Source organism: Bradyrhizobium sp. USDA 327 (assembly GCF_041262065.1).
In the GTDB taxonomy this organism is placed as follows: Bacteria; Pseudomonadota; Alphaproteobacteria; order Rhizobiales; family Xanthobacteraceae; genus Bradyrhizobium; species Bradyrhizobium liaoningense.
Genome location: NZ_JBGCCW010000001.1, coordinates 1,903,513 through 1,926,476, shown reverse-complemented (window position 1 = coordinate 1,926,476; position 22,964 = coordinate 1,903,513). Strand labels below are relative to the sequence as shown.

General features: G+C 65.6%; 17 protein-coding genes and 1 pseudogene. 4 read left to right on the top strand and 14 right to left on the bottom strand.

What is annotated here, in order from left to right; all coding sequences use genetic code 11:
* Positions 1–21 precede the first annotated feature (21 nt).
* The 5 genes from ABIA42_RS08685 to hydA all read right to left on the bottom strand — a co-directional run bounded on the left by ABIA42_RS08685 (position 22) and on the right by hydA (position 6,383).
* On the bottom strand, positions 22–1,641 hold the full coding sequence (locus ABIA42_RS08685) for an ABC transporter substrate-binding protein (protein ID WP_370114221.1): 1,620 nt from the start codon (positions 1,639–1,641) through the stop codon (positions 22–24).
* Positions 1,642–1,738: 97 nt separating this feature from the next.
* Positions 1,739–3,175 carry an NAD(P)-binding domain-containing protein gene (locus tag ABIA42_RS08680; protein ID WP_370114223.1) on the bottom strand — a complete coding sequence of 479 codons (1,437 nt, stop codon included), beginning with the start codon at positions 3,173–3,175 and terminating at the stop codon, positions 1,739–1,741.
* Positions 3,172–3,921 carry an SDR family oxidoreductase gene (locus ABIA42_RS08675; RefSeq protein ID WP_370114225.1) on the bottom strand — a complete coding sequence of 250 codons (750 nt, stop codon included), beginning with the start codon at positions 3,919–3,921 and terminating at the stop codon, positions 3,172–3,174. The genes ABIA42_RS08680 and ABIA42_RS08675 overlap by 4 nt, the downstream gene beginning before the upstream one ends.
* Before the next feature lies 1 nt (position 3,922).
* The gene (locus tag ABIA42_RS08670; protein ID WP_370114227.1) at positions 3,923–4,897 is read right to left on the bottom strand and encodes an NAD-dependent epimerase/dehydratase family protein; all 975 of its coding nucleotides are present in this window, start codon (positions 4,895–4,897) and stop codon (positions 3,923–3,925) included.
* A gap of 16 nt (positions 4,898–4,913) precedes the next feature.
* The gene (gene hydA, locus ABIA42_RS08665) at positions 4,914–6,383 is read right to left on the bottom strand and encodes a dihydropyrimidinase (protein WP_271526253.1); all 1,470 of its coding nucleotides are present in this window, start codon (positions 6,381–6,383) and stop codon (positions 4,914–4,916) included.
* A gap of 56 nt (positions 6,384–6,439) precedes the next feature.
* Here hydA and ABIA42_RS08660 point away from each other — a divergent pair, with 56 nt between their 5' ends.
* Positions 6,440–7,102, top strand: a complete 663-nt coding sequence (locus tag ABIA42_RS08660; RefSeq protein ID WP_271526254.1) for an aspartate/glutamate racemase family protein — start codon at positions 6,440–6,442, stop codon at positions 7,100–7,102.
* Here the strand turns inward: ABIA42_RS08660 and ABIA42_RS08655 are convergent.
* The 8 genes and pseudogenes from ABIA42_RS08655 to ABIA42_RS08620 form a co-directional block, all read right to left on the bottom strand.
* Positions 7,099–7,758 carry a flavin reductase family protein gene (locus tag ABIA42_RS08655; RefSeq protein WP_271526255.1) on the bottom strand — a complete coding sequence of 220 codons (660 nt, stop codon included), beginning with the start codon at positions 7,756–7,758 and terminating at the stop codon, positions 7,099–7,101. The genes ABIA42_RS08660 and ABIA42_RS08655 overlap by 4 nt on opposite strands.
* 5 nt (positions 7,759–7,763) lie before the next feature.
* Positions 7,764–8,696 (bottom strand): N-carbamoyl-D-amino-acid hydrolase, encoded by a 933-nt coding sequence (locus ABIA42_RS08650; RefSeq protein WP_271526256.1) that lies wholly within the window; start codon positions 8,694–8,696, stop codon positions 7,764–7,766.
* Positions 8,697–8,808: 112 nt separating this feature from the next.
* Positions 8,809–10,491 (bottom strand): long-chain fatty acid--CoA ligase, encoded by a 1,683-nt coding sequence (locus ABIA42_RS08645; RefSeq protein ID WP_370143757.1) that lies wholly within the window; start codon positions 10,489–10,491, stop codon positions 8,809–8,811.
* Positions 10,488–11,783 carry an aspartate aminotransferase family protein gene (locus tag ABIA42_RS08640; RefSeq protein ID WP_370114234.1) on the bottom strand — a complete coding sequence of 432 codons (1,296 nt, stop codon included), beginning with the start codon at positions 11,781–11,783 and terminating at the stop codon, positions 10,488–10,490. Before ABIA42_RS08640 ends, ABIA42_RS08645 begins: the two co-directional genes overlap by 4 nt.
* Before the next feature lie 10 nt (positions 11,784–11,793).
* Positions 11,794–13,374 carry a hydantoinase B/oxoprolinase family protein gene (locus ABIA42_RS08635; RefSeq protein WP_370114236.1) on the bottom strand — a complete coding sequence of 527 codons (1,581 nt, stop codon included), beginning with the start codon at positions 13,372–13,374 and terminating at the stop codon, positions 11,794–11,796.
* Positions 13,371–15,380: a hydantoinase/oxoprolinase family protein gene (locus ABIA42_RS08630; protein WP_370114238.1), complete on the bottom strand. Its 2,010-nt coding sequence runs from the start codon at positions 15,378–15,380 to the stop codon at positions 13,371–13,373. The genes ABIA42_RS08635 and ABIA42_RS08630 overlap by 4 nt, the downstream gene beginning before the upstream one ends.
* 447 nt (positions 15,381–15,827) lie before the next feature.
* Positions 15,828–17,351 (bottom strand): PLP-dependent aminotransferase family protein, encoded by a 1,524-nt coding sequence (locus ABIA42_RS08625; RefSeq protein WP_370114240.1) that lies wholly within the window; start codon positions 17,349–17,351, stop codon positions 15,828–15,830.
* A gap of 78 nt (positions 17,352–17,429) precedes the next feature.
* A pseudogene (locus ABIA42_RS08620) lies at positions 17,430–18,864 on the bottom strand (NAD-dependent succinate-semialdehyde dehydrogenase).
* A gap of 269 nt (positions 18,865–19,133) precedes the next feature.
* On the opposite strand from ABIA42_RS08620, the gene ABIA42_RS08615 reads away from it, so the two are divergent.
* From ABIA42_RS08615 to ABIA42_RS08605, 3 genes are all read left to right on the top strand, one after another.
* Positions 19,134–19,958, top strand: a complete 825-nt coding sequence (locus ABIA42_RS08615) for a helix-turn-helix domain-containing protein (RefSeq protein ID WP_370114242.1) — start codon at positions 19,134–19,136, stop codon at positions 19,956–19,958.
* Positions 19,959–20,065: 107 nt separating this feature from the next.
* Positions 20,066–20,755: an O-methyltransferase gene (locus ABIA42_RS08610; protein ID WP_271526263.1), complete on the top strand. Its 690-nt coding sequence runs from the start codon at positions 20,066–20,068 to the stop codon at positions 20,753–20,755.
* Between the two features lie 33 nt (positions 20,756–20,788).
* Entirely contained in the window at positions 20,789–21,538 is a 750-nt protein-coding gene (locus ABIA42_RS08605) for a siderophore-interacting protein (RefSeq protein ID WP_370143756.1), read from the top strand.
* Here the strand turns inward: ABIA42_RS08605 and ABIA42_RS08600 are convergent.
* On the bottom strand, positions 21,505–22,953 hold the full coding sequence (locus ABIA42_RS08600; protein WP_370114244.1) for a PepSY domain-containing protein: 1,449 nt from the start codon (positions 22,951–22,953) through the stop codon (positions 21,505–21,507). The genes ABIA42_RS08605 and ABIA42_RS08600 overlap by 34 nt on opposite strands.
* Positions 22,954–22,964: the final 11 nt, after the last annotated feature.

The following is a 22,964-nucleotide window of genomic DNA, read 5'->3' as shown; positions in this document are numbered from 1 at the left end:
AGCCTCTCTTGCCTTCAGACGTTACTTGCGGCTGAGGTTGCGGTAGTCGACCTGACGATGGAACTCGTAGATGTAGCCCTCGACCGAGGGCGCCATCACCGCATCCTGGTTCGGCTGCCACAGCATGATCTGGGGCATCAGGTCGACATGCATCGCGTTGAGCTTGCGGCCGTCTTCTTCGTATTTGGCCTTATCCGGCTCGAACCGGGCTTCCTGGGCGATCGCCGACAGCTCGGCATTGTTGATCGAGCTGTAATTCCAGCGCTGATTGCCGGTATAGAAGTTGCGGTAGAAGTAGTCCGTCGACGGCAGCCAGGCGATGATGCCTTCGGTGAAGAATGGCACCTTCTTCTCGTTGATCAGCGTCGACATCTGCGCGTCCGGCAGCTTCTGGATGTCGACCTTGATGCCGATCTTGCCGAGCGACTCCTTGACCAGCGCCGCCATCGGCTCCGCCTGGGAGGCCCATCCGACATTGAAGCTGAAGGTGGTCGAGAAGCCGTCCGGAAGGCCGGCGGCCTTGAGATATTCCTTTGCCTTGTCGAGGTCGAGCTTGACCGGCTGCTGGAACGGATAAGTCCCGTTCAGCGGCTTGCCGTCCGGCCAGCTGGCGCCGTACAGCGGCGCGCCGCGGCCGAACAAGGCTGCCTTGAACATGTCCTCGTAAGGCAGCGCGAACGCGATGGCGCGGCGGACGTTGACGTTGTCGAAGGGCGGGATCTGGTTGTTCATCGAGACGAACGTGATCGCGTTGTATTGCGGCGTCGAGACCACCTTCAACTTGCCCTTGGCTTCGAGCGACTGCACGTCGCTTGCCTGAAGATCGAGCACGATATCTGCGTCGCCGCGCTCGACCAGATTGGCGCGGGTTGCCGGCTCCGGTACCGATTGCACGATGACGCGCTTGAAGGAGGCGGGCCTGCCGGGAGAACCGCGGTTCCAGGCCTCGTTGCGCTTGAGGGTCACCTGCTCGCCGGGCTTGAAGGTCTCGACGATGTAGGCGCCGCTGCCTGCGGTGTGCTCCTTCAGCCAGGCCATCGCCCACGGATCGTCCGCGGTCGCATGCTCCTTCGCCAGCTTCGAATTGATGATCATCGGATAGACGGTGGCCAGATTCGGCAGCGCCAGCTTGTCGGGCTTCGGCAGCGTCACCTCGATCGTCAAGGGATCGATCACCTTGAACTGATCGGCGGATGTCAGCGACCCCGTCAGAAGCTGCGCCTTGCCGAGGATCGGCGCGGTTACGCAGCGGTCGAGCGACCACTTCACGTCATCCGCCGTCACCGGCGAGCCGTCCTGGAACTTGGCGTCCTTTCGCAGACGGAAGGTGATCTTCAGGCCATCGGGGCTGACGTCGTAGGATTCGGCGAGCTCGCCGTTGATGGTGTCGAGATCGAACACCCATTTGCCGTTGAGCTGCTTGCGACCGAACGATACCAGCCGATCGTAGGTGCTCATGCTGAGCCCGAAGGATTCGCGGGTCGCGCCGGGGATGTTTGGATCGAGCGTGTTGACCGATGCGCCGGTCACATAGCGCAGCGTTTCCGCCCTGGATTGCGCATGCGACGGCGCGGTTGCGATCAGCAACAGCGCGGTGGTGGCGAGGATCGTGGTCGCGGATCTGAAAGACACAAAACGCATTCGTTTTCCCTTGAATTGTCGAACAGGAAGGTCGCCAAGGCTGGTCAAGAAAGAAGCAAGTTGCGCGCCAATCTTCGCTGCGGCGGGGCATGGATGATCATCGCTGCTCCTCCGTCTTTCGCGCCGGCCGCGCAACCACCGCCTGCGGCACGTCGTAGGCGCTGAGCGAAGCCCAGTGCCGTTCGACATCGGCGCGGAACAGGCCGCGTGTTAGGCCATTCACGAGCTTGGGCACTGCAGTGGTCATCGCATTGATCGACGATCCCGAGGCACCAAAACTCATGGTGGAGGCAATGGCGAAGAGATGGATGTCGGAGATCCACGGCGTCTTGCCGGGCATGCGCTCGGTGAAGGCATAGTCGTCGGCGAGATAGGGAAAGCGGCCGAGCCGTTCGTTGCGCTCGCCCTCCGGCGGCTGATAGCGGTCCGCCCAGGTGGCGATGTTGCCGGCAAACCTGGAGAGCTCGCCGCGCTCGGCAAAGTTCATGTCGATGCCGGCGCCGCAGATGACGAAATCGGCAGTGATGGCGCCGCGCGGCGTTTGGAGTTCAACGCCTTTGCCGGTCACGCACGCGGCCTTCACCGGCGCCCCCTCGTGCAGTGTGAAATTGGCGTGCCGCGCACAGCGGTCATAGGTTGGTTGCGGAAATCCCTCCCGCATCTCGAGGACCTTGCGCATAAAGCGCCAGCGCCAGGCATCATCGAGATCGCTGAGATGGCGCAGGAAGCCGCGAAAGGTCAGCCAGCGATAGGGCTGGATCACCTGGATCTGCGCGCGGCGGCACAGCAGGTGCACTTCGGAGGCACCCGCCTCCAACGCGGTGGCCGCATTGTCGAAGGCGGAGGCGCCGGCGCCGATCACGACGACGCGCTTGCCGCGAAGGCCTCCGAAATCGATGTCGTCGGCGACGGTCGCGACCGAAGTCGCCGGCAGATCGCGCAGCGGCTCCGGGATCATCCAGCCGCCCATGCCCTCCTGTCCGGTGGCCAGCACGATCTTGCGCGCATAAAGCGTCTCGACCTCTCCTGCCCGTTTGACGCGCGCGGCGAGCAGACCATCGGCCGCCGGCGCAATCTCCAGAAGCTCGCAGCCATTGCGCACCGGCAATCCGATCGTGCGCCTTAGCCAGAGCAGGTACTCGGCCCAATGCGCGCGCGGAATCAGATCGAGCGTCTGCCAGCTCTCCTTGCCGAACCGGGCTTCGTGCCAGGACTGGTAGGTGAGGCTCGGGATGTCGAGGTCCGGGCCGGTGTAGTCCTTCGGGCTGCGCAGCGTCGGCATCCGGGCATAGGTGAGCCAAGGCCCTTCCATCCCCTCCTCGGCCTTGTCCACGAGCAGGATGTTGCTGACGCGGGAGCGCATCAGGCCGAAGCCGATGGCGATTCCGGACTGGCCGGCGCCGACGATGAGCACGTCCAGCGCCGGCTTGCCATCGGGCCCTGTCTTCGGTTCGAGCCACGCAGCACCGGGATGCGCGATCATCGCGAGATCGGCGCGAATATCGGCCTCGAGCTCTGTCAGCGCGTCACTCATGCGGCGAGCCAACCTCCGTCGACCACCATCACGGTGCCGGTCGTGAAAGAGGACGCATCGCTGGCAAGATGCAGCGCGGTCTGGGCGATCTCCTCCGCCCGACCGAACCGCTTCATGGCGTGGCGGTTGCGCGAGGCCTCGCGCACCTCGTCCGAATTGGCGTGACGGGCGAAGCTGCGGCGAAGCATCGGCGTATCGATCGCGCCCGGCGCGATGGCGTTGACCCGAATGCCGTCCGTTGCGAAATCCACCGCCATCGTCCGGGTCAGGCTGACGATCGCCCCCTTGGCGGCAATATAGGCGCTGTTGTCCTTGCCGCCGGCCATCGCGAGCTGCGATGCCAGCGTGATGATCGAGCCACTCTTTTGCCGCTGCATGTGAGGCACCGCCGCCCGCGCCCACAGCCAGGTGCCGCCGACATTGGCGCGGAACACCGCGTCCCAGTCTTCCGGGCTCGTGGTCAACACGGTGCCACCGCAGGAAAAGCCTGCTGCCGTCATCAGGATGTCGAGCCGGCCGTGCCGCGCGATGACCTCGCCGACAACAGTTTCGGCGAATGCGGCATCGCCGACGTCTCCGACATGCGTCGTTGCTTCGCCCAGCAGGCGAAGCGTTTCCTGGAGCCCCGCACCATCGCGATCGACCAGAGCGAGACGCGCTCCTTCTTCTGCAAACAGTTTTGCGCTGGCGCGGCCAATGCCCGAGCCGGCCCCGGTGATGATGGCGGTGCGCCCCTGCAGCCGCATGTCAGATCCCCTCCTTGTGCTGCACCCACCAGGCGTTCATCGCGGCGGCGGACTCGGCGCAGCCGAACCGGGCGCGCCAGCCGAATTCGTCGGCCATCCGTGCAACCGAGAGCGGCGCACGATCGCCGCCATGTAGCTTGATGACGGTTTTCTCGCCCGGGTTCGCAAGCCGGCAGTGCAGGCCGGGATGAAATGCCGCAAAGGCCTCGCCCCATTGCAGCGCCGACCAGGCCGCGCCGCTGGAGATGTTGTAGAGACGACGGCGCGGCCGCTCGGCCTCGATCAGCACAGCCACGGCCTCGGCGGCGTCGACGGCGTAGATCCAATCTTTGAAGCCTGGTCCCGGCATGATCGCCGGCTCGCCGCGGGCGAACGCGGCCAGGATCTGGAATTGGAGGCTGGGCGTATCGCGCACCGCGCCGGCCCGCTCCCATGGGCCAAACACGGCGCTCAGCCGCACGCTCAGGAAATCGCCGCCGAAGAGCTCGGCATGGCGCGCTACGGAGCGTTCCGAGGTGAACTTGCTGATGGCGTAGAACGAGACGGGATCGCAGGCCGTTTCCTCGTCCAGGACTTCATGACGCTGGCCGGCGGTGCCATAGGCCGACGCCGAGGACAGATTGACGAAGCGGCGAACGCCGTGACGGATCGCCGCTTGCAGGATCGGGATCTGCGCCATCACGTTGATCTCGAGAACACGCGCGGGCGATGCGCGTTCGAGGTCATCGCCTGCGGTGACCGCGGCGCCCAGCACGATTGCGTCCCAGCCTTCAGCGATGAGGGCATCGATACCGGCCCCGTCGGTGATATCGCCTTGAACGATTCGGAGCCGCTCCCGAAAATCCAGCAGGGATCGCTGCGCAGCCGGCGGCAGCGGCGAACGATCATACAGCGTCACGTCGTGGCCGCGCGCGAGCAGCACCTCGGCAAGATTGAGGCCGACAAAGCCGGTGCCGCCGAAGATGACGATCTTCATCGCGCGCGATCCGCCGTCACAGCAGCTTCGCTCCGAAATTCCGTTCCGGATCCATGTCGGCGACGAGCCGGCCGGTCGGCTTCGCCGCCTCGCCGCCGCTGCGCGCCAGGAACTTTCCGCTGCCGGCGCTCGCGAGGCACTTGTTGCCCTCGACGACCACGCGGCCGCGCGAGAGCACGGATACCGGCCAGCCCTTCAGCTTGCGGCCCGCAAACGGCGTGTAGCCGGTGAGATCGTGCATCATCTCATCCGTGATCGTCACCTCACGGTTCGGATCCCAGATCGCGATATCGGCATCCGCGCCGACGGCGATCGAGCCCTTGCGCGGATGCAGATTGTAGATCTTTGCCGGCGCCGTCGCGGTCAGCTCGACGAATTTCTCCAGGCCTAGCCGTCCCTTCGACACCATCGCGTCGAACAGCAGCGGCAGCCGCAGCTCAAGTCCCGGCAGGCCGTTCGCGACCTGCTTGAAGTTCGGATTGGGGCCGGCGCGCAGCTTGCCGGTCTCGTCATAACGATACGGCGCGTGGTCGGACGAGATGGTCTGGAGATCGCCGAGCGAGAGTGCCTGCCATAGCGCCTCCTGGTCCGAATGCGTGCGCGGCGGCGGGCTGCACATCCATTTGGCGCCTTCCGCGCCGGGCTTGTCGAGATCGCCCGCCGTGAGGAAGAGATATTGCGGACAGGTCTCGGCGAAGACCTTGAGCCCCTGCCCGCGCGCATCGCGGATCACCTTGGCGCCTTCGGCGGTCGAGACGTGGAAGATCATGACCGGCTGGTCGATCAGCGCCGCCATGCCGATCAGCCGCGTGAACGCTTCCGCCTCCGACACGCGCGCGTGGCTGACGGCGTGGTATTTCGGCATGGTGTAGCCGCGTGAAAGCAGGCGCTTCACCATCCAGGCGATGATGCCGTGATTCTCGGCATGCGCGCACAGCATCGCGCCGGACTGGCGCGCAGCGAGCAGAATGTCGAGCAGCGGCTCGTCGTCCACCTTGAGCCGGTCATAGGTCATGAAGATCTTGATCGAGGCATGGCCCTGCTTCACCAGCGCCGGGATGTGCTCCTCGACCGTCTCCCTGGTCGCGTCCGCAATGATCATGTGAAAGGCGTAGTCGATCACTGCGCCCTTCCTGGCGAGCGCGTGATAGTCGTCCACCACCTGCGGCAGCTTCATCCCGACATGCTGGGCGGCGAACGGGATCACCGTGGTGGTGCCACCGAAGGCGGCAGAGACCGTCGCGCTTTCGAACGTATCTGCATTCATGATGCCGGCAGCGGAGAGCTGCTCGATATGAGCATGGCTGTCGACGCCGCCGGGCAGCACCAGCTTGCCGCGCGCGTCGATCTCGCGATTGGCCGCCGGAAGGCCGTTCCCGATGGCCGCGATCGTCTCGCCGGAAATCGCGACATCGGCCTCGAAGACGTCGGTGGTGGTGGCGACGCGGCCACCGCGGATGATCAGGTCGTAAACTGGTTCAGTCATGAGGCACTCCATGATATGCCTGAAACAAGTGATCTCCATTTTGCAGAAAGACCATCATGTCCCGGCCGCGCATTCTCGTCATCAATCCGAACTCCAACCACAAGGTCACGCAAGGGCTGGAGGATGCGTTGAAGCCGCTCGACTTCGAGAGCGGGCCGGAAGTGGTCTGCCAGACGCTGGCCGAGGGTCCCTTTGGCATCGAGAGCCAGGCGGACGTCGATAGCGTTGCCATGCCGCTGCGCCGGCTGGTCGAGAGCGACAACAGCTCGGCCGCCTTCGTCATCGCCTGCTACAGCGATCCCGGACTGCAAGTCTGCCGTGAAGGCACCGACCGCCCCGTGTTCGGCATTGCCGAGTGCGGCGTGCTCACGGCGCTTGCTCGCGCGGAGACCTTCGGCGTCATCGCGATTGCCCAGCGATCGATCCCGCGTCATATGCGCTATCTCAGGCAGATGGGATTGACCGACCGCCTCGCCGGCGAGCGGCCGCTGAACATGAGCGTTGCGGAAACCGCTTCGGGCGAGGGCACGCTGGCGAAAATGATCGAGGTCGGCCGCGCGCTGCGCGACGAGGACGGCGCCCGCGCCATCGTGATGGGCTGCGCCGGCATGGCGCGCCATCGCCGTCCGCTCGAAGACGCGCTGCAAATCCCCGTGATCGACCCGACACAGGCGGCCGTCACCATGGCGCTGGGTACGGTGCAGTTCTCGGCTCACTAGGCGTCCTTCAGCTCTCTGGCGTCCTGCCGCGCGAGCCATTGCGCATGGCTCTCGCGGACAAGCGCAAACGTATCCCGCTGCGTCGTGTAGAGATTTCCGAACATGCGGCCGATCGGCCGGTAGGCATCGAGATCGACATACATGTTGGCGGTATCGACGAGGCCCTCGCGGGCGTGCACCCTGAGCACCTCGCCAACCAGCAACTCGCGATCCGCCGAGAAGGTCAGCACCACATGGCGCCGGCATTCCAGCGCGAACGGCGCTGCGGCTAGGCGCGGCACCTTCACGTCCACCGACGGAAGCGTCGCCAGGCCCGTCGCGGCGACCTCGCTGTCGCCGGAGGGGAAATCGACCGCGCAGTCGTTCATCGCCACCGACAGCGCTTCATCCACCATGTGCACGACGAACTCGCCGTCGCGATGGATGTTGCGGGTCGTGTCCTTCGGGCTGTGATCCGGCTTGTGCTGGAGCCCAAGCACGATCAGCGCAGGACTTTCCGAGAAGACGTTGAAGAAGCTGAACGGTGCGGCATTGACAGCTCCGTTCTCGTCCAGCGTCGTCACCAGCGCGATCGGCCGCGGCACCACAACGCCGCAGAGCAGCTTGTAGCGGTCACGCGCGTCAAGCTCGCGCAGGGAGATGCCCTTGTCAGCCATCGGCGTCACGTCTCCGGCGGCGGCACCGCGCCGGTCTGGCTGGTGATCAGGCCATAATGCTCGATGCGGCGATGCCGGGCGAAATCGAAGATCGTGGTCTTGCCGAAGACCGTCGCATCGAGGTCGCAAGCATGGACCAGGACCTCGTCGTCATCCGTCTTGGCTTCTGCAACGATCTCGCCATTGGGATCGACGATCAGGCTACCGCCGAACAGCGGGTGGCCGTCCTCGACGCCAGCCTTGGCCACCGCGACCACCCAGGTTGCGTTCTGGTAGGCGCCGGCCTGCACCGAGAGCCGATTGTGGAACAGGCGCTTCTCGACGCCCTCCTCGCTCTTCTCGGCATTCACGGATGGCGTGTTGTAGCCGATCAGCACCATCTCGACGCCCTGCAAGCCCATGACGCGATAGGTCTCGGGCCAGCGGCGGTCGTTGCAGATCGCCATGCCGATGATGCCGCCCAGCGCACGCCAGACCTTGAAGCCGAGATCGCCCGGCTCGAAATAGCGCTTCTCCAGATGCTGGTGCGAGCGCTTGGTGTCGTATTCCACATGGCCCGGCAGATGGACCTTGCGGTATTTGCCGACGATCTTGCCGGACTTGTCGGTGAGAATAGCTGTGTTGAAATGATGGCCGTCGGGCGTCAACTCCGCGTAACCGAAGTTCATCGCCATTCCGTGCTGAGCCGCACGTTCGAACAGCGGCTTCGTCGCCGCGTTCGGCATCTCCCGCTCGAACCAGACGTCGAACTCGGCCCGGTCCTCGACATACCAGCGCGGGAAGAACGTCGTCAGCGCCAACTCGGGATAGACGATCAAGTCGGCGCCCTTGCTCTTGGCCTCGTCCATCAGCGCGATCATGCGCTTGACCACGGCCTCGCGGCTGTCGGCTTTCTGGATCGGGCCCATCTGGGCGGCGGCGACATTGACGATTCGCATCAGCGACTTCCTGATCTCTTCACGAATTTCCTGGCGAGGCTGGGGATCGCAGCTTCAAGGGCGTAGCGACAGCATAACGCCGCCTTGCGTCCGTTTTCCAGCCAAGCAGATTTCATGCCGTTCGCCCCCATTCGGCGTCCTGCAACAGCCGCCAGTTGATCTTGTTGCTCGCGGTGCGCGGCAGCTGGTCGACGAAGACGACCGCGCGAGGCGCCTTGTAGCTCGCCATCACGCCGCGCGCCCAGCCAACGATGTCATCGGGCGATGTTGTTGCCCGCGCCGCCTCGTCCAGCACGACAAGCGCCTTGACGGTCTCGCCGCGGTAATCGTCCGGCGCTGAAATGATGCAGCACTCCCGGATAGCGCGGTTCTGGTACATCGCGGCCTCGACCTCGGCCGGCCACACCTTGAAGCCGCTGACATTGATCATCCGCTTCAGGCGATCGACGGCGAAGAAGTAGCCCTCGGCATCGCGATAGCCGAGATCGCCCGTACGCAGGAACCGCTTGCCGTCGAGTTCGATGAAGGCCTCGGCATTCGCCTGCGGCCTATTCCAGTACCCCTGCAGCACCTGCGGTCCGTGCACGACGATTTCGCCGACCACGTTGTCGCCGAGCTCGATCAAGCTCTCGGGATCGACCACCCTTGCGTCGGTCTCCTGCACGGCGATGCCAAGGCATTGCCGTTTCGGCGCCGCCATCGGGTTGAGATGGGTCGGCGACATCGTCTCGGTCATGCCGTAGCCCTCGACGAAGTCAAGCCCGAAGCGTCCTTTGAGCCGTTCAGCGACCGCGGTCGGCATCGCCGCGCCGCCGCCGGTCAGAACCTTGAGCTTCGCAAAGCATTTGTCGCGAAACCGGGCGCTGGCGAGCACGTCGACGATCATGGTCGGCGCGGCGTTCCAGAACGTCACGCCATAGGTTTCGAACAGATCCGGCAACAGATCCTTGTCCCAGCGCGCCATCAGGAGCAGCGTGGCCCCAGTGACGATGGCGGCATTCATCGAGCCCTGCATGCCCGCGACATGGAACAACGGCATGAAGCCGGTCATCACGTCGTCGCCGCCGAGCCGATACCAACGCGCCTGCAACACAGCGGTGAACAGCGCGCTGCGATGGGTATGCATGCACGCCTTGGGCTTGCCTGTGGTGCCCGACGTGTAGGGCAGGATCATGAGATCGTCCGGCCCCGCAGTCACCACACCCGGCTTCAAGCCTTGTGCGATCGCGGACGACCAGGAATGCCAGCCCGGCGATGACGGCACCTCGGCCGGCGCTTCCGTGACGCATGATGGCAGCGTATAGGGCGTCGCGGCCGGAACCTCGTCGCGATACTGCGCGACAATCGCATGCCTGATGGCCTCGCCCAGCAGCGGGGCAAACACATCGCTCAGTTCGCTACCGATGATCGCGACCTTGGCCCCGCTGTCCACGGCGAGATACGCGATCTCGGCGGTCTTGTTCATGGGATTGACGGGGACGATCACGGCGTCCGCCCGCATCACCGCGTAATAGGCGATGACATATTGCGGCGAGTTCTGAAGCGCGATCATGACGCGGTCGCCGCGCTTGACGCCGCAGGCACCCTGCAGGAAGCCGGCCATGGCATCGACACGGTCGCACAGCTCGGCGTAGCTCAGGCTTGCGCCGTAGAACACCGTCGCCGGATGCGACGGTCGTTCACGTGCTGCACGCGCCAGTGCGTCGTATAGCGTTCCCTCCGGCATCGCGAGATGCCAGGGCTCATTCGCCGGCCAGGCCGGCGACCGGCGTGGCGTTGCGTGATCCGCGCTCACCCGTGCTCCTCGTCGGCAATATCGAGACCATGATCGAGCGCGTCCAGAAGCTGGTCAGCCTCGCGCTCGGAAATGACGAGCGGCGGCGCCAGGAACAGCGACGTCTGCTCGCCGCTGGTACCGATCACCGCACCGGCTTCCAGCGCTCGCTCCGCGACGCGCGAGGCGATCGGCACCTCGGTCGTGTCGGCATGCCAGGTCCGCCAGTCCGGCCCGTGCAGTTCCACCGTCCAGTGCAGCCCCTGCCCCGCGACGCGCTGCACGCTCGGATGCTTCTGCGCGATCGCGAGCAGGCGGCGGATGAATAGCTTCTCGAGCTGCTGCACACGCTCCAGAATCTTGTCGCCCGTGACAACCTTCAGGTAGGCGCTGACGGCCGCCATGCTGATGGGATGGCCGCGCAGCGTGCCATAGTTTTGCCAGCTCGTCCCCTTGAGCCGCTCGACGATGTCCCTGGACACCACGACCGCCGCCACCGCCGCCGCGCCACCGCCGAGCGACTTGCCAAGCGTGACGATGTCCGGGCGGCTTTGCGCGCCCTGGAACGCGAACCAGCGGCCGGCGCGCCCGGCGCCGGTGACGACCTCGTCGGCGATCCAGTAGGAGCCCGCCTGCCGCGCGCAGCGCGCCACTTCGTCCTGATAGGCGCCGTCGTAATAGATGCCGCCCTGGGTGTAGTCGATGATGGTTGCCGCCGTGTCCGAGAGCAGCCGCGTGGCATCCGCGAGATATTCGCTCGGCGGGGTGTTGTTTGCCGGCGCGCCGTAGATCGCGCCATCCGGCGCCGGCAGGATCCGCACCGGCGCCATCGGCGCCGGCAGCTTCGAACCACCGGCATGCACGGCGAGCCCACCATGCCATTGCGGCTGCACCGTCATGCTGCGCGACAGGCCGGTGATGCCGTGATAGGCGCGTTCGCGCGTCGCCAATGCGGACCGCTGCGTCAGCGCCTGGCAGAGCGACAGCGCCATATCGTTGGCCTCGCTGCCGCTGATGCAGAAGCGCACCGCGCCGACCCAATCCTCTTCACCCTTGAAGGCGGTGGCCATCAGGTCGTCGGCGGCCTGCTCGCGGCCGACCCAGGTCCAGCCCTCGTTGACGACAGGCGTATCCGCCGCGCGGCGGATCGCCTCCACCATTGCAGGATGACGATGGCCGAGACCGCCGCCGGTGTTGCTGCCGTCGATGAGCTTGCGGCCATCGGACAGGTGGAAGTAGACGCCCTCGCCGCCGACCACGGCCATCGGCGCGCTGTCGCCCGCATTCAGCCCGGTTCGCAACAATCTGCTCATCGCAATCCCCTCACTCTGCGGCCGCGGCGCCATAGCCGCCGCCACCGCACATCTCGATCGTGACGAGATCGTCTTGCTGCAACACCAGGTTGGATTTGCCGTCGATCGCGACGTTCGCGCCATGCCTGACCAGCGAGATGCGGCAGGCCTTGCCGGATTCGCCGCCCTGCATGCCCCAGGGCGCAATCACCATCCGCTCGATGCAAGTCGTCAGGTGCATCGAGGGCGCCAGGATGCGGTAGGTACGGACGGAGCCGTCACCACCGCGCTGCGCGCCCGCGCCGCCGGATTGTCGGCGGATCGCCTGCTGCTCCAGCCGGATCGCGTAGTTCGCTTCGATCACCTCGACCGGCGTATTCGAGGTGTTGGACAGATGCACCCGGGTTGCCGACATGCCGGCCCGATCGTGGCGCGCGCCTTCGCCGCCGCCGTGAACCTCGTAGAGCATCTTCCACGATCCGTTCGGCCGCGGCTCCGCAAAGAACAGCACGCCCGCGGTAGTCGCCCCGCCGGCCGACAGGCGTTCGGGAATGGTGTCCTGCATCGCGCGGAAGATCGCATCGACGATCCGCATGGACGTCTCATGGTTGCCGGCCGCGACGGACGCCGACCAGCCCGGCTCCAGGATCGAGCCCGGGCGCGTGATGATGGTCAGTGGCCTGAGCGCGCCGGCGTTCTGCTGCATGTCGCGCCCGCTCATGATGCGCGCGGCATAGGCGACGGCCGAGCGGGCCATGAACGGCGTCGTGTTGCAGAAGTTCGAGACGCGGTCGCAGCTTCCCGAGAGGTCGAAGGTCGCCTCGTCGCCGCGAATGGTGATCTTCACATGGATGCGCGCCGGCGCGTTGTTGTCGCTGCCGTCGTCGAGATAATCCTCGCCCTCGTAGACGCCGTCCGGAAGGTCGCGCAGCGCCGCGCGCATCTCGATCTCCGAGAGATCGTGCAGGCGCGACTGCGCCGCCATGAACACGGCCTTGCCGTGCTCGCGGCAAAGCTCGACGATGCGCTTCTCGCCGGCCTTGGTCGCGGCGATCTGGGCGAGGAGGTCGCCCTCGCAGGATTCGGAGTCGCGGACATTGGCCTTGAGCAGCTCCACTATCGCCGCATTGACGCCGGCCGCGGTCGCGATCAGCACCGGCGGAATCCGCATCGCCTCCTGGAAGGTGTCGATCGCCTTGGCAAAATAGCTGCCAGGCCAGGTGCCGCCGATGTCGGGCCAGTGCGCGAGGCTGACCGCGAACGCCACGATCTCGCCGTCGACGAAGACGGGCCGCACCACCTTGACGTCGTTGAGATGATTGCCGCCGAGCGCGCCGACATTGTAGATCAGCACGTCGCCGTCGTTCACGCTGTCGCGCGGCACCACCTTCAACAATTCGGGGATGGTGTAGGCCATCGCGCCGAGGTGGATCGGGATGTCGCGCCCCTGCCCGACCAGACCGCCGTGGCCGTCGGTGATCGCCGACGACAGGTCGCCCGCCTCGCGGAGCAGCGGCGAGCGCGCCGAGCGCGTCATCACCAGGCTCATCTCCTCGGCTGCGGCCGAGAGACCGTGCCTGATGACCTCGACGACGAACGGATCGAGCTTCATGCCTCCCTCCGCGTCAGGAACAGATTGCCAGATACATCGGGCTTTGCCTGCCAGCCCGGCGGCACGACCACGGTGGACCATGCGTCTTCGATGATCGCGGGTCCGCTCACCATCTCTGTCAGCGAAGCGCGGTCGATGATCGCAGTCGGCGTCTGGTGGAGGCCATCAAACGAGCAGGTACGCTTGCCGGTGGACACGGCCCTCGCCGCCGTCGTCGGCCGGCTCACGACGGTCGTCGACGGGCGGCGCGCCTGCACCCGCACGGATTCGATGACGCAGCTTTCGCTCGTGGCATAGCCGAACAACTCGTGATGCCGCGCCAGGAAATCCTGCTTGAGCCTGGCGACGTCCAGCGGCAAGGCGAAAGGTACCGGAATGGCATCGTTCTGCGCCGCGTAGCGCATCAACGCGACCAGCTCGACCTGGATCTCCGCCTTGGCAACGCCATTGGCGAGCAGCGGCGCGGATGCATCGGCAATCAGGGCCTCGATCCGCTCCGATACGCGCGCGAGGTCGATGCCGTCGAGGGCGGCGCGAAGCGTCTGCTGCTGCAGGAAGCTGAAATCGGCGGTGAGACAGCCCAGCGCCGAGAAGGCGCTGGATGCACTGGGCACGACGACCTCTGCGATCCCGTAGAGATCGGCGAGACCCGCGGCATGCATCGGGCCGCCGCCGCCGAAGGCGAGCAGCGTGCAATCGCGCCCGTCGATGCCGCGCTCGACCGTGACGCGGCGAAGCGCGCGGGCCATCGTCGCGTTCGCCACCTTGATGATGCCGAGCGCCGTTTCCGTCAGGCCCAGTCCGAGCGCGCCCGCGATCGGCGCGATGACGCGCCTGGCTGCCTCGATGTCGATGCCAATGCGGTCACCAAGCTTGGTCTCGGGATTGAGATAGCCGAGCACGGCGTTGGCGTCCGTGATGGTCGGCTCCGTGCCGCCGCGGCCGTAGCAGGCCGGCCCCGGCTCGGAGCCGGCGCTCTCCGGCCCGACCGTCAGGCCGCCGGGACCGTTGCGCACGATCGATCCGCCGCCCGCGCCGATCGAATGCACCGCGAGCATCGGCTGGCGCAGCGGCTTGTCGCCGAGCATGCGGCCGTCGGTCATCTCGGCCTGGCCGTCGACGATCAGGCACACGTCGGTCGTGGTGCCGCCCATGTCGAACGTCAGCATCCGCGAGGTGCCGAGCTGGCGCGCGATGCTGACGGACGCCGAGACGCCGGCGGCCGGTCCCGACATCGCCATCACCAGCGGCCGACGTTTCACCGCCGAGATGGGGATCATGGCGCCGGCGGAATGAAACACCTGCAATCCCGGCCCGATCGGCAGCCGCTGCTCCAGCTCGCTCAGATACTCGACCGCGATCGGCATCGCGGCCGCGTTGAACACGGTCGCCGAAGTCCGCTCATACTCGCGCGCCTCGGGGTTGACCTCGTGCGACAGCGAAACATGGGCGACGACGCCCTTGAGGCGCTCGCCGAGCATCTTCTCATGGACCGGATTGGCGTAGGCATGAAGCAAGGCCACCGCGACACTCTGCACGCCGGTCTCCTTCAGCCAGGCCAGCAGACGCTCGATCTCCGCTTGCTCCAGCGCCTTCAGCACCCGGCCCTCGTGATCGAGGCGCTCGGCAAGCCCGAAGCAGCGTTCGGGCGGCACCAGCGGCGGCGATTTCGGGGGAATGTCGAGCCGATAGAGATCGCGGCGGCGATAGCGCGCGATCTCGAGCACGTCGGCAAAGCCTTCGGTCGCGACCAGCGCGACCTTCGGCAGCCGGTTCTCGACGATCGCGTTGGTGACGCGCGTGGTGCCATGGACGAAGCGCTTGACCTCGTTCTTGCTTAGGCCCACCGCCTCGATCGCCTCCAGCATGGCCTGAACCGGCGCCTGCGGTCGCGACGGCACTTTCGCGATCCGGGCCTCAGCGGAATCGCGCCTGATGGCGATGATATCGGTGAAGGTGCCCCCGATATCGGTGCCGACCTCCCAATGACTTTCGAAAAAGCTCATGTGGCGTCAGCTACGCCTGGCGTCCGAACCGGACGCCGGGCCCATCCCGTCCATCGCAAACTCGAATGCCGAACCGAGAGCGCTCATCTTGCATCCCCTGTCATGCCACCGTCCGCGAGCGTGCGACAGAGCGGTGGCCTTCCGACAGGGCCAGAGTTGTCGCAATTCACTGGGCCAGCAGGCCGCGGACGCAGCGCGCCGCAGAACGGGGTGCACGTTTTGGTGCAGCAGTGCCTGCACAGACAGCACGCGAGCGCGCGCTGTTCCACCCCGGAAACATGCAACGCACCACGGATTTCTCTGAGCAAATCGCGATGGCTGTTGCCACCGCAATCCGAGCGACCGAAATCAGCTGTCTAATTTGCAGGCGATCAATCGGCAGAGCGGGAGTTCCGGCTGCCTATGAGCTATGCATGGTCGTCGGCTCAGCCTCTCTTTATTGTACGATCAGTAAGAGAGCGTGTTGGGCGGGTCGGACGGTGCGTTGCGAGAACCACCACCGATGCAAGCTGCGATTCTCGCAAGCAGCGGAGCGGCATCCTCGACGCGCAACCGACCGTAGCCGAACACCAGGCCTTGCCGCGTCGGCCGTTCCAGGAAATTCTGCGACAGTGGTTGCACGTGGATCCCGGCCTGCTTGAGGACCGCGGCGGCCTCGCGATCGCTCATCCGCGCCTGCATCGCATCGGTGAACAGCGCCACCAGGTGGAGGCCGGTGACGGCGGAGGAGACGGTCAGATCATCCGGCATTAGCGCTCCGATCGCCTCGATCAGCGCCTTTCGCCGCGCAGCATAGACCCGCCGCATTGCGCGCAGGTGCCGCAGCAGATGCCCTTCCCGCATGAATTCCGCCAAGGCGAGCTGTCCGATGCCGGAGGTGTGCACGTCGATGCGCGCACGGCCCTTGGCGAATCCTTCGATGAAATGCCTGTTCGCGACGAGGTATCCGAGCCGCAGGTTCGGCATCATGATCTTCGAGAAGGTGCCGAAATAGATCACCCGGCCCTCGCGATCGAGCGAGCGCAGCGAGGCGATCATGCTGTCCTGATGCCTGAACTCCGAATTATAGTCATCCTCGATCACCCAGACGTCGTTCTTGTTCGCCCAGTCGAGAAGCTCGAGCCGCCGCTCCAGGCCCATGCTGATCCCGAGCGGGTATTGATGCGATGGTGTGACCACGATCAGGCGCGCGCGTGGTGCGCGCCGAATTCCTTCCGAGACGACCAGTCCCTTGTCGTCGACCGGGATCGGAACGATGTTTGCGCCGGCCGCCGTGAGCGCCCATCGCGCCTCGACGAAGCCTGGCTCCTCGACCCAGACCTCGTCGCCGGGATCGAGGATCATCCGGCTGCAGAAATCCAGTGCTCCCGACGTGCCGGAGGTGACGACGACCTCGTCCGGCGAGCAAACGAGACCGCGCACGGAGCTGAGGAAGTTCGCGATCTCGCTCCGCAATCGCGGATGGCCTTCGGGCGGAAGATCGAGGCACTCCTGCTCTCTTGGATTCTGCCAGGCCTGGCGCAGCAGGCGCGACCAATCCTTGAAGGGAAAGGTCGAGATGTCAGGCGCGCCCGGACTGAACTCCGACGGCCAGTTGGTCTCGTAGTCGAAGGCGAGCAGCGATCGCCAGCGCTCCGACATGTGGGCTGGCCTGGCCGCAGACGAGGCGGACGATGGTTCGGCATGAGGCGCCGCCACCGACGCCACCATGACGCTGCCGCGCGGCGTCGATTCCAGATAGCCCTCGGCGTAGAGCAGATCCCATGCCGTCAGCACGACGGTCCGCGAGCAACCCAGTTCGCGCGCGATCTCGCGCGAACCGAGAAATTGCGTTCCTGAGGGAAAGGCGCCGCACAGAATGCCGTCCCGGATATGCTTCACGATCTGCAAGTGCAGCGGCACCGCGGAGGTCCGGTCGATATGTATCCCGGCAAGGGATACACGCTTGCTCGGATGACGGCTGTTGTTCATGTCTCGCCTGCCAGGCAACGCAGGTCCTGTCCGCTGTCATTCCGGGGGCGCGCCCCGGAATGACAGCGCGACTTTTCCTTACGCGCTCGCCTGGGTCACGAACTTCGTGTTGAGATAGCCCTCGATCGCCTCGAGGCCGCCTTCGGAGCCGTAGCCGGAATCCTTGATGCCGCCGAACGGCACTTCGGGCAGCGCGAGGCCGTGATGGTTGATCGAGACCATGCCGCTCTCGATGTCGGCACCGATGGCCTGCATCGTCTTGGTCGAGGTGGTGTAGGCATAGGCCGCCAGGCCGTAAGGCAGACGGTTGGCCTCGGCCACCACCTCGTCATAGCTGCGGAACGAGGTAATCGGCGCCAGCGGGCCGAACGGCTCCTCGTTCATGATGCGCGCGTCGCGCGGCACGTCGGTGAGCACCGTCGGTTCGAAGAAGAAGCCTTCATTGCCGATGCGCTTGCCGCCGGCCTTGACCTTGGCGCCGCGCTGGACCGCGTCGGAGACGAGGCCCTCCATGGCGTCGACGCGGCGCGGGTTCGCCAGCGGTCCCATGCGCGTGTCCTTGTCGAGGCCATTGCCGACCTTGAGGCTCTTGGCCGCCGCCACGAATTTGTCGACGAAGGGCTCGTAGACGCTCTCATGCACCAGGAAGCGCGTCGGCGAGACGCAGACCTGGCCGGCGTTGCGGAACTTGTTGGCCGACAGGATCTTTGCGGCGTTGTCGAGGTCCGCGTCCGCGAACACGATCGCCGGCGCATGGCCGCCCAGCTCCATGGTGACGCGCTTCATGTGCAAGCCCGCGAAGCGCAGCCAGATGCTTGCCGACGGCGGTCGAGCCGGTGAAGCTGATCTTACGGATGATCGGGTGCGGAATGAGATACTCCGACACTTCCGCCGGCACGCCGAACACCAGTTGCACGACGCCGGCCGGAATGCCCGCATCCACATAGGCCCGCACCAGCTCCATGCAGCTTGCAGGCGTCTCTTCGGGTCCCTTGACGATGATCGAGCAGCCCGCGGCCAGCGCGGCCGAGATCTTGCGCACCGCCTGGTTGATCGGGAAGTTCCAGGGCGTGAAAGCCGCGACCGGGCCGACCGGCTCCTTGGTCACGAGCTGGGTGACGTTGCCCATCCGCGGCGGCACGATGCGGCCATAGGCGCGGCGCGCCTCTTCCGCGAACCAGTCGATGAGGTCGCCGGCCAGCATGGTCTCGCCCTGCGCTTCCACCACCGGCTTGCCCTGCTCCATGGTCATCACGGGCGCGATCTCGGCGGCGCGCGAGCGGATGATGTCGGCGGCCTTGCGCATCAGCTTGTAGCGGTCGAACGGTGAGGTCTTGCGCCAGATCTCGAAGCCGGCCTTGGCCGCCTCCAGCGCGCGGTCGAGATCCCCACGCGAGGCATGCGGGGTCTTGCCGATCGGCTGGCCGGTGGCGGGATTGAGGATGTCCTCCGACTTGCCGGACGAACCATCGGTCCACTCGCCGGCGATGAACATCTGAACTTTCGGGTACATCCGTGCTGCCTCCTGCATGATTCTCGGTCTCCGACGGGTCTGGCGCCGCCATCTGAAGCCGGCGCAGAGCTACACCGAAAGACAGGCGACGAAAAGGGATCCGTGATGCCGCCGCGGCGCATCACTGACCTTCCCGGGCACCAGTTCGTGGAGGCAAATCCACGGTTAGAACCGATCGAGATCGGGGCGGCGCGCATTGCAAGTCGCACCCGCGGGCCAGATATTGCCGGGAGCCAGTCAATCGCATCCAAATCGGTCATCCGCCCACCATGCCCTTCTTCCGGCTCGACAACGGCGACCTTCGTCCCGATGAATCCATAGATTTCAACCCGGAGGACGTGCCGCGCGCCATCGCAGCCTTCGGCGGCGAGATGGTCACGAAGGGCGCGGAGGTGGCCATGCACGCCCATAGCAAGGACGAGCTCGTCCTGGCCCGGCGCGGCATCGTCAGGCTGGAAGCCGGGCGAAACATGTGGATCGTGCCGCCGCGCTGCGCGGTCTGGATTCCCGGCCATGTTGCGCATGGCGTGAGCGTCGCTGGAAATGTCGAGGTCTATTGCCTGTTCCTGGAGCCGAATGCGGCACCGGCGCTGCCTCGCCAATGCTGCACGCTGACGGTCTCCCCTTTGCTGGAACGTCTGCTGGTCCATGCCACGCACATGCCGGCCCTCTACGACCTCGACGGACCAGACGGGCGGATCGCGGCGGTGCTGCTGGATCAGCTCTCGCTGGCGCCTGTCGACGAGCTGCGTTTTCCCATGCCGGCCGATCCCAGGCTGCGCAGGATTGCGAGCGCGATGATGGCCAACCCTTCCGACCGCGCGACGATCGAGGACTGGGGCCGGCGCATGGCCGTTGCTCCCAGAACCCTCACCCGTATCCTGCAACGCGAGACCGGCATGAGCTTCGGCCGATGGCGCCAGCAGCTCCACATCCTCATCGCGCTTCAGCGCCTCGATCAGGGGGCATCGGTGCAGGCTGTGGCGCTCGATCTCGGCTATGAAGGCGCGAGCGCCTTCGTCACCATGTTCCGCAAAGCCCTGGGCAAGCCGCCCGCGCGATACCTCGCCGAGCGCCGCGTCCTCGCGCACTGACCGGAAATCGCAATCGATTGTCAGGTTCACGGAATGCGGCCGGCAGACCGATTCCGTATTCAGGCTCCAAGGCCCGTCCGCGGGCGCATTTTCCGGAGCCGAGAAACATGGATTCCCTCAGCCAAGGCCTTGTCGCCGACGTTCTCCTTCGTCTTCATAGGGAAGCGGATGCGGCCGATGCGCCGCTGATGCAAGCCATGGGCGAAGCAACCGATCAGCAGGGTGCCATCAGCCACTTCATCGAATCCGAGACCAGGGATCTCGCGGGGGTCTATCGCGGGCTCGCGGACAATTTTCTGAATGTCTCCCCCGAATTCGGACGTTTTCTCTACCTCTGCGCTCGCGCCTGCAGGGCGACGCGCATCGTGGAGTTCGGCTCTTCGATGGGGATTTCCGCCATTTACATGGCCGCTGCCTTGCGCGACATGAGCGGCGGCCGCCTGATCGGGACCGATCTCGAGCCCGCCAAGATCGCGCGTGCACGCGCCAACCTCGCTGCCGCAGGGCTCGACGACCTGGTCGAATTTCGCGTCGGTGATGCTCGCGAGACCCTCAAAGCCGGCGTCGGCGGCGATATCGACATGGTGATGCTCGACGGCGCGTTCACGCTCTATCTTCCCATCCTGAAGCTGCTCGAGCCCCACCTGAAGTGCGGCGCAGTGATCATTGGCGAGAACGCGTTTGCGGAAGGCGCGGGCTATCTCGACTACGTCCGCGATCCCCAGAACGGCTATCTCTCGCTGCCGCTGCCGTTCAATCCGGGGCGCGGCAACGAACTCACCGTCAGGACCAAGTAGTCCCGGCCGCTGAGAAATGATTGGAGCCAGGCTTTGAACGAGCCCGACCAACCCCGGATGTCCGAGCCATCGAAGCCGCCGCAGGGACGGGTCACGCGCATGTTGCTGCAATGGCTGATGCGCCCTGCGCGCATCGCCGGGATCGAGGTGCTCTCGCCCCGCTTTCGCTCGATCGCGCTCGAGGGCGACGCACTCAAGGGCCACGCGTGGACCGTGGGCCAGAAGATCCAGGTCGCGATGGGATCCGGCTTGAGCGCGCGGACCTACACGCCGATGTCGTGGGATGCGGAGAACGGACGTACGACATTGCTGGCTTTCGCGCACGGCAGCGGTCCTGGCAGCCGGTGGGCAAGCAGCTTGCAGGAAGGCGACATGTGCTGGCTCTTCGGCCCACGCCGCTCACTCGAACCTTCCGCGGGAGAACCGCCCACAGTCTTGTTCGGCGATGAAACCTCATTCGGCCTTGCTTCGGCACTCCAGAAGAGCCGACAGGCGGGTGGTACAATCCACGTGTTCGAAGTTTCGGATGCCGCAGAAGCAGGTCCCGTTCTGCCGACGATCGGTCTCGGCAGTGCGACACTGATCGCGCGCAGCGCCGAGGATGCCCATCTCGCAGCCATCGAGGCCGAACTGCTGCGCTTTTCCGCAGGCGCACATTTCGTTCTGACCGGCAAGGCGTCGTCGATCCAGCGCATCAGCCGGGCCCTGAAAGCAGCCGGCGTCGCAACATCGCGGATGAGGACCAAGGCCTATTGGGCGCCGGGCAAAACAGGGTTGGATTGACGCAAACGCCGCCAGCCGATGACGATGCCCGTGATCGAGAATGCCAGCCCGAGTGCGCAGAGCCCAACGATCAAGACGTCACGCAGACGCGGGTGTGCCATGAGAGCGGGGAAGTCCAGCGTGTGCAACGCGCTGTAGACCCAGCGATAAGCGCGCCGCGAAGCATCCAACCGTTGCAGCACGCGGCCTTCCGCGCCATCGATGTCGAACCAGAGCTCGCCACAGCGCAATCGATAGACAGGTGAACCCGGGAGAGTTGATCGCACGTTGTAAAAATCGTCATCGGCGACGACGGACGGTGCATCGCAGCGGGGGGCGAGGCGCGCCGTCAATGCCGATAACTCGCGCGCGCTGAGAAACCCCGTCTGCTCATCGTGCGGCAGATCCCCTGCCCTGATCAATCTCTGACCGGCAAGCGCGACCCGGTCGCGCCGATAGACAGTGCCGTTGAAGCCGAACCATTCGACCTCGCGGGCCGAGGAGGATATTGACTGGCGATCGAGCGATGCGGCCTCCCTCCAGTCCGGCACACCGTTGATCGCGCCGGCCTCGGCCGGGGTCAACTGTCCGCGCGAAAACAGCCGCCCGTGATCCATCGAGAGCCAGCCGCTGAAGATCCAGCTCAGCACGAAGAGCATCGCCGCGAGGCCAATGAGGTGGTGCAGGGCATGCCAACTACGATAGGGTGAAGAGATCAGGCGTCCTCGAATCTTCACCCGCGCGATCCCGAGCACCGCACCAAGCAATGCTGCGATCAATGCGAGCAGCGACAAGGTCCAGACCACCCCATCCCACAGCGCCCAGTTGCTTCGCAGAACCGTGGGATAGATCCAGTGCAGAACACTGCCGGCCCAATTCCAGGCGCGCTCGCTGCGCGTCGTGTCAAGCACCACCTCGCCGGTCGATGACGAGACATAGACCTCCGTCCCGGAGGCATCGCCGAGGGCAGCGCGGAACAACGGCCGGTGGCGGTCGAATCCATTCGGCACGCTCCATTGATCGTAGTCAAATTGCCCGGTGATCGTGGCGCGTGCTGCGTCGAGTCCGCGCTGACGGGCGTGAGCTCGCACGATGGCAAGCGCGGCATCGGCGGAGATCACCGATGCATCCTGCCCGTCGGAGGCGCGCACCGCTCTGGAACGCGTCGGTCCCGACGCGATGTAGACCGGTCCGTCGCTCCGCTGGATCAGCCGCACGCGCGTGGCATCCGCGATCCCGCTCGCGGCCACGGCGTCTCCGAGCGAAATCCTTATCTCGCCGCGATCCACCGGCGCGAGCCCGGCAAACCGCTCCGTTTCCGTCAGCGACGGAAACGGAACGAAGTGCATCACAATCCCCGTCGCGAACCACATCGCGAACAGGAGGCAGAACGCGATCCCGAGCCAGCGGTGCGAGAGGACGATCGCGCCCATCATGCGTTCAGCGT

Excerpts from the sequence above, each read along its gene's own strand:
- ABIA42_RS08600 (WP_370114244.1), bottom strand. The coding sequence starts at position 22,953 with ATGATGGGCGCGATCGTCCTCTCGCACCGCTGGCTCGGGATCGCGTTC.
- ABIA42_RS08655 (WP_271526255.1), bottom strand. The coding sequence starts at position 7,758 with ATGGCTGACAAGGGCATCTCCCTGCGCGAGCTTGACGCGCGTGACCGC.
- ABIA42_RS08630 (WP_370114238.1), bottom strand. The coding sequence starts at position 15,380 with ATGAGCTTTTTCGAAAGTCATTGGGAGGTCGGCACCGATATCGGGGGC.
- ABIA42_RS08685 (WP_370114221.1), bottom strand. The coding sequence starts at position 1,641 with ATGCGTTTTGTGTCTTTCAGATCCGCGACCACGATCCTCGCCACCACC.
- ABIA42_RS08610 (WP_271526263.1), top strand. The coding sequence starts at position 20,066 with ATGGATTCCCTCAGCCAAGGCCTTGTCGCCGACGTTCTCCTTCGTCTT.
- ABIA42_RS08675 (WP_370114225.1), bottom strand. The coding sequence starts at position 3,921 with ATGCGGCTGCAGGGGCGCACCGCCATCATCACCGGGGCCGGCTCGGGC.
- ABIA42_RS08670 (WP_370114227.1), bottom strand. The coding sequence starts at position 4,897 with ATGAAGATCGTCATCTTCGGCGGCACCGGCTTTGTCGGCCTCAATCTT.
- ABIA42_RS08660 (WP_271526254.1), top strand. The coding sequence starts at position 6,440 with ATGTCCCGGCCGCGCATTCTCGTCATCAATCCGAACTCCAACCACAAG.
- ABIA42_RS08640 (WP_370114234.1), bottom strand. The coding sequence starts at position 11,783 with ATGAGCAGATTGTTGCGAACCGGGCTGAATGCGGGCGACAGCGCGCCG.
- ABIA42_RS08625 (WP_370114240.1), bottom strand. The coding sequence starts at position 17,351 with ATGAACAACAGCCGTCATCCGAGCAAGCGTGTATCCCTTGCCGGGATA.
- ABIA42_RS08615 (WP_370114242.1), top strand. The coding sequence starts at position 19,134 with ATGCCCTTCTTCCGGCTCGACAACGGCGACCTTCGTCCCGATGAATCC.
- ABIA42_RS08635 (WP_370114236.1), bottom strand. The coding sequence starts at position 13,374 with ATGAAGCTCGATCCGTTCGTCGTCGAGGTCATCAGGCACGGTCTCTCG.
- ABIA42_RS08680 (WP_370114223.1), bottom strand. The coding sequence starts at position 3,175 with ATGAGTGACGCGCTGACAGAGCTCGAGGCCGATATTCGCGCCGATCTC.
- hydA (WP_271526253.1), bottom strand. The coding sequence starts at position 6,383 with ATGACTGAACCAGTTTACGACCTGATCATCCGCGGTGGCCGCGTCGCC.
- ABIA42_RS08650 (WP_271526256.1), bottom strand. The coding sequence starts at position 8,696 with ATGCGAATCGTCAATGTCGCCGCCGCCCAGATGGGCCCGATCCAGAAA.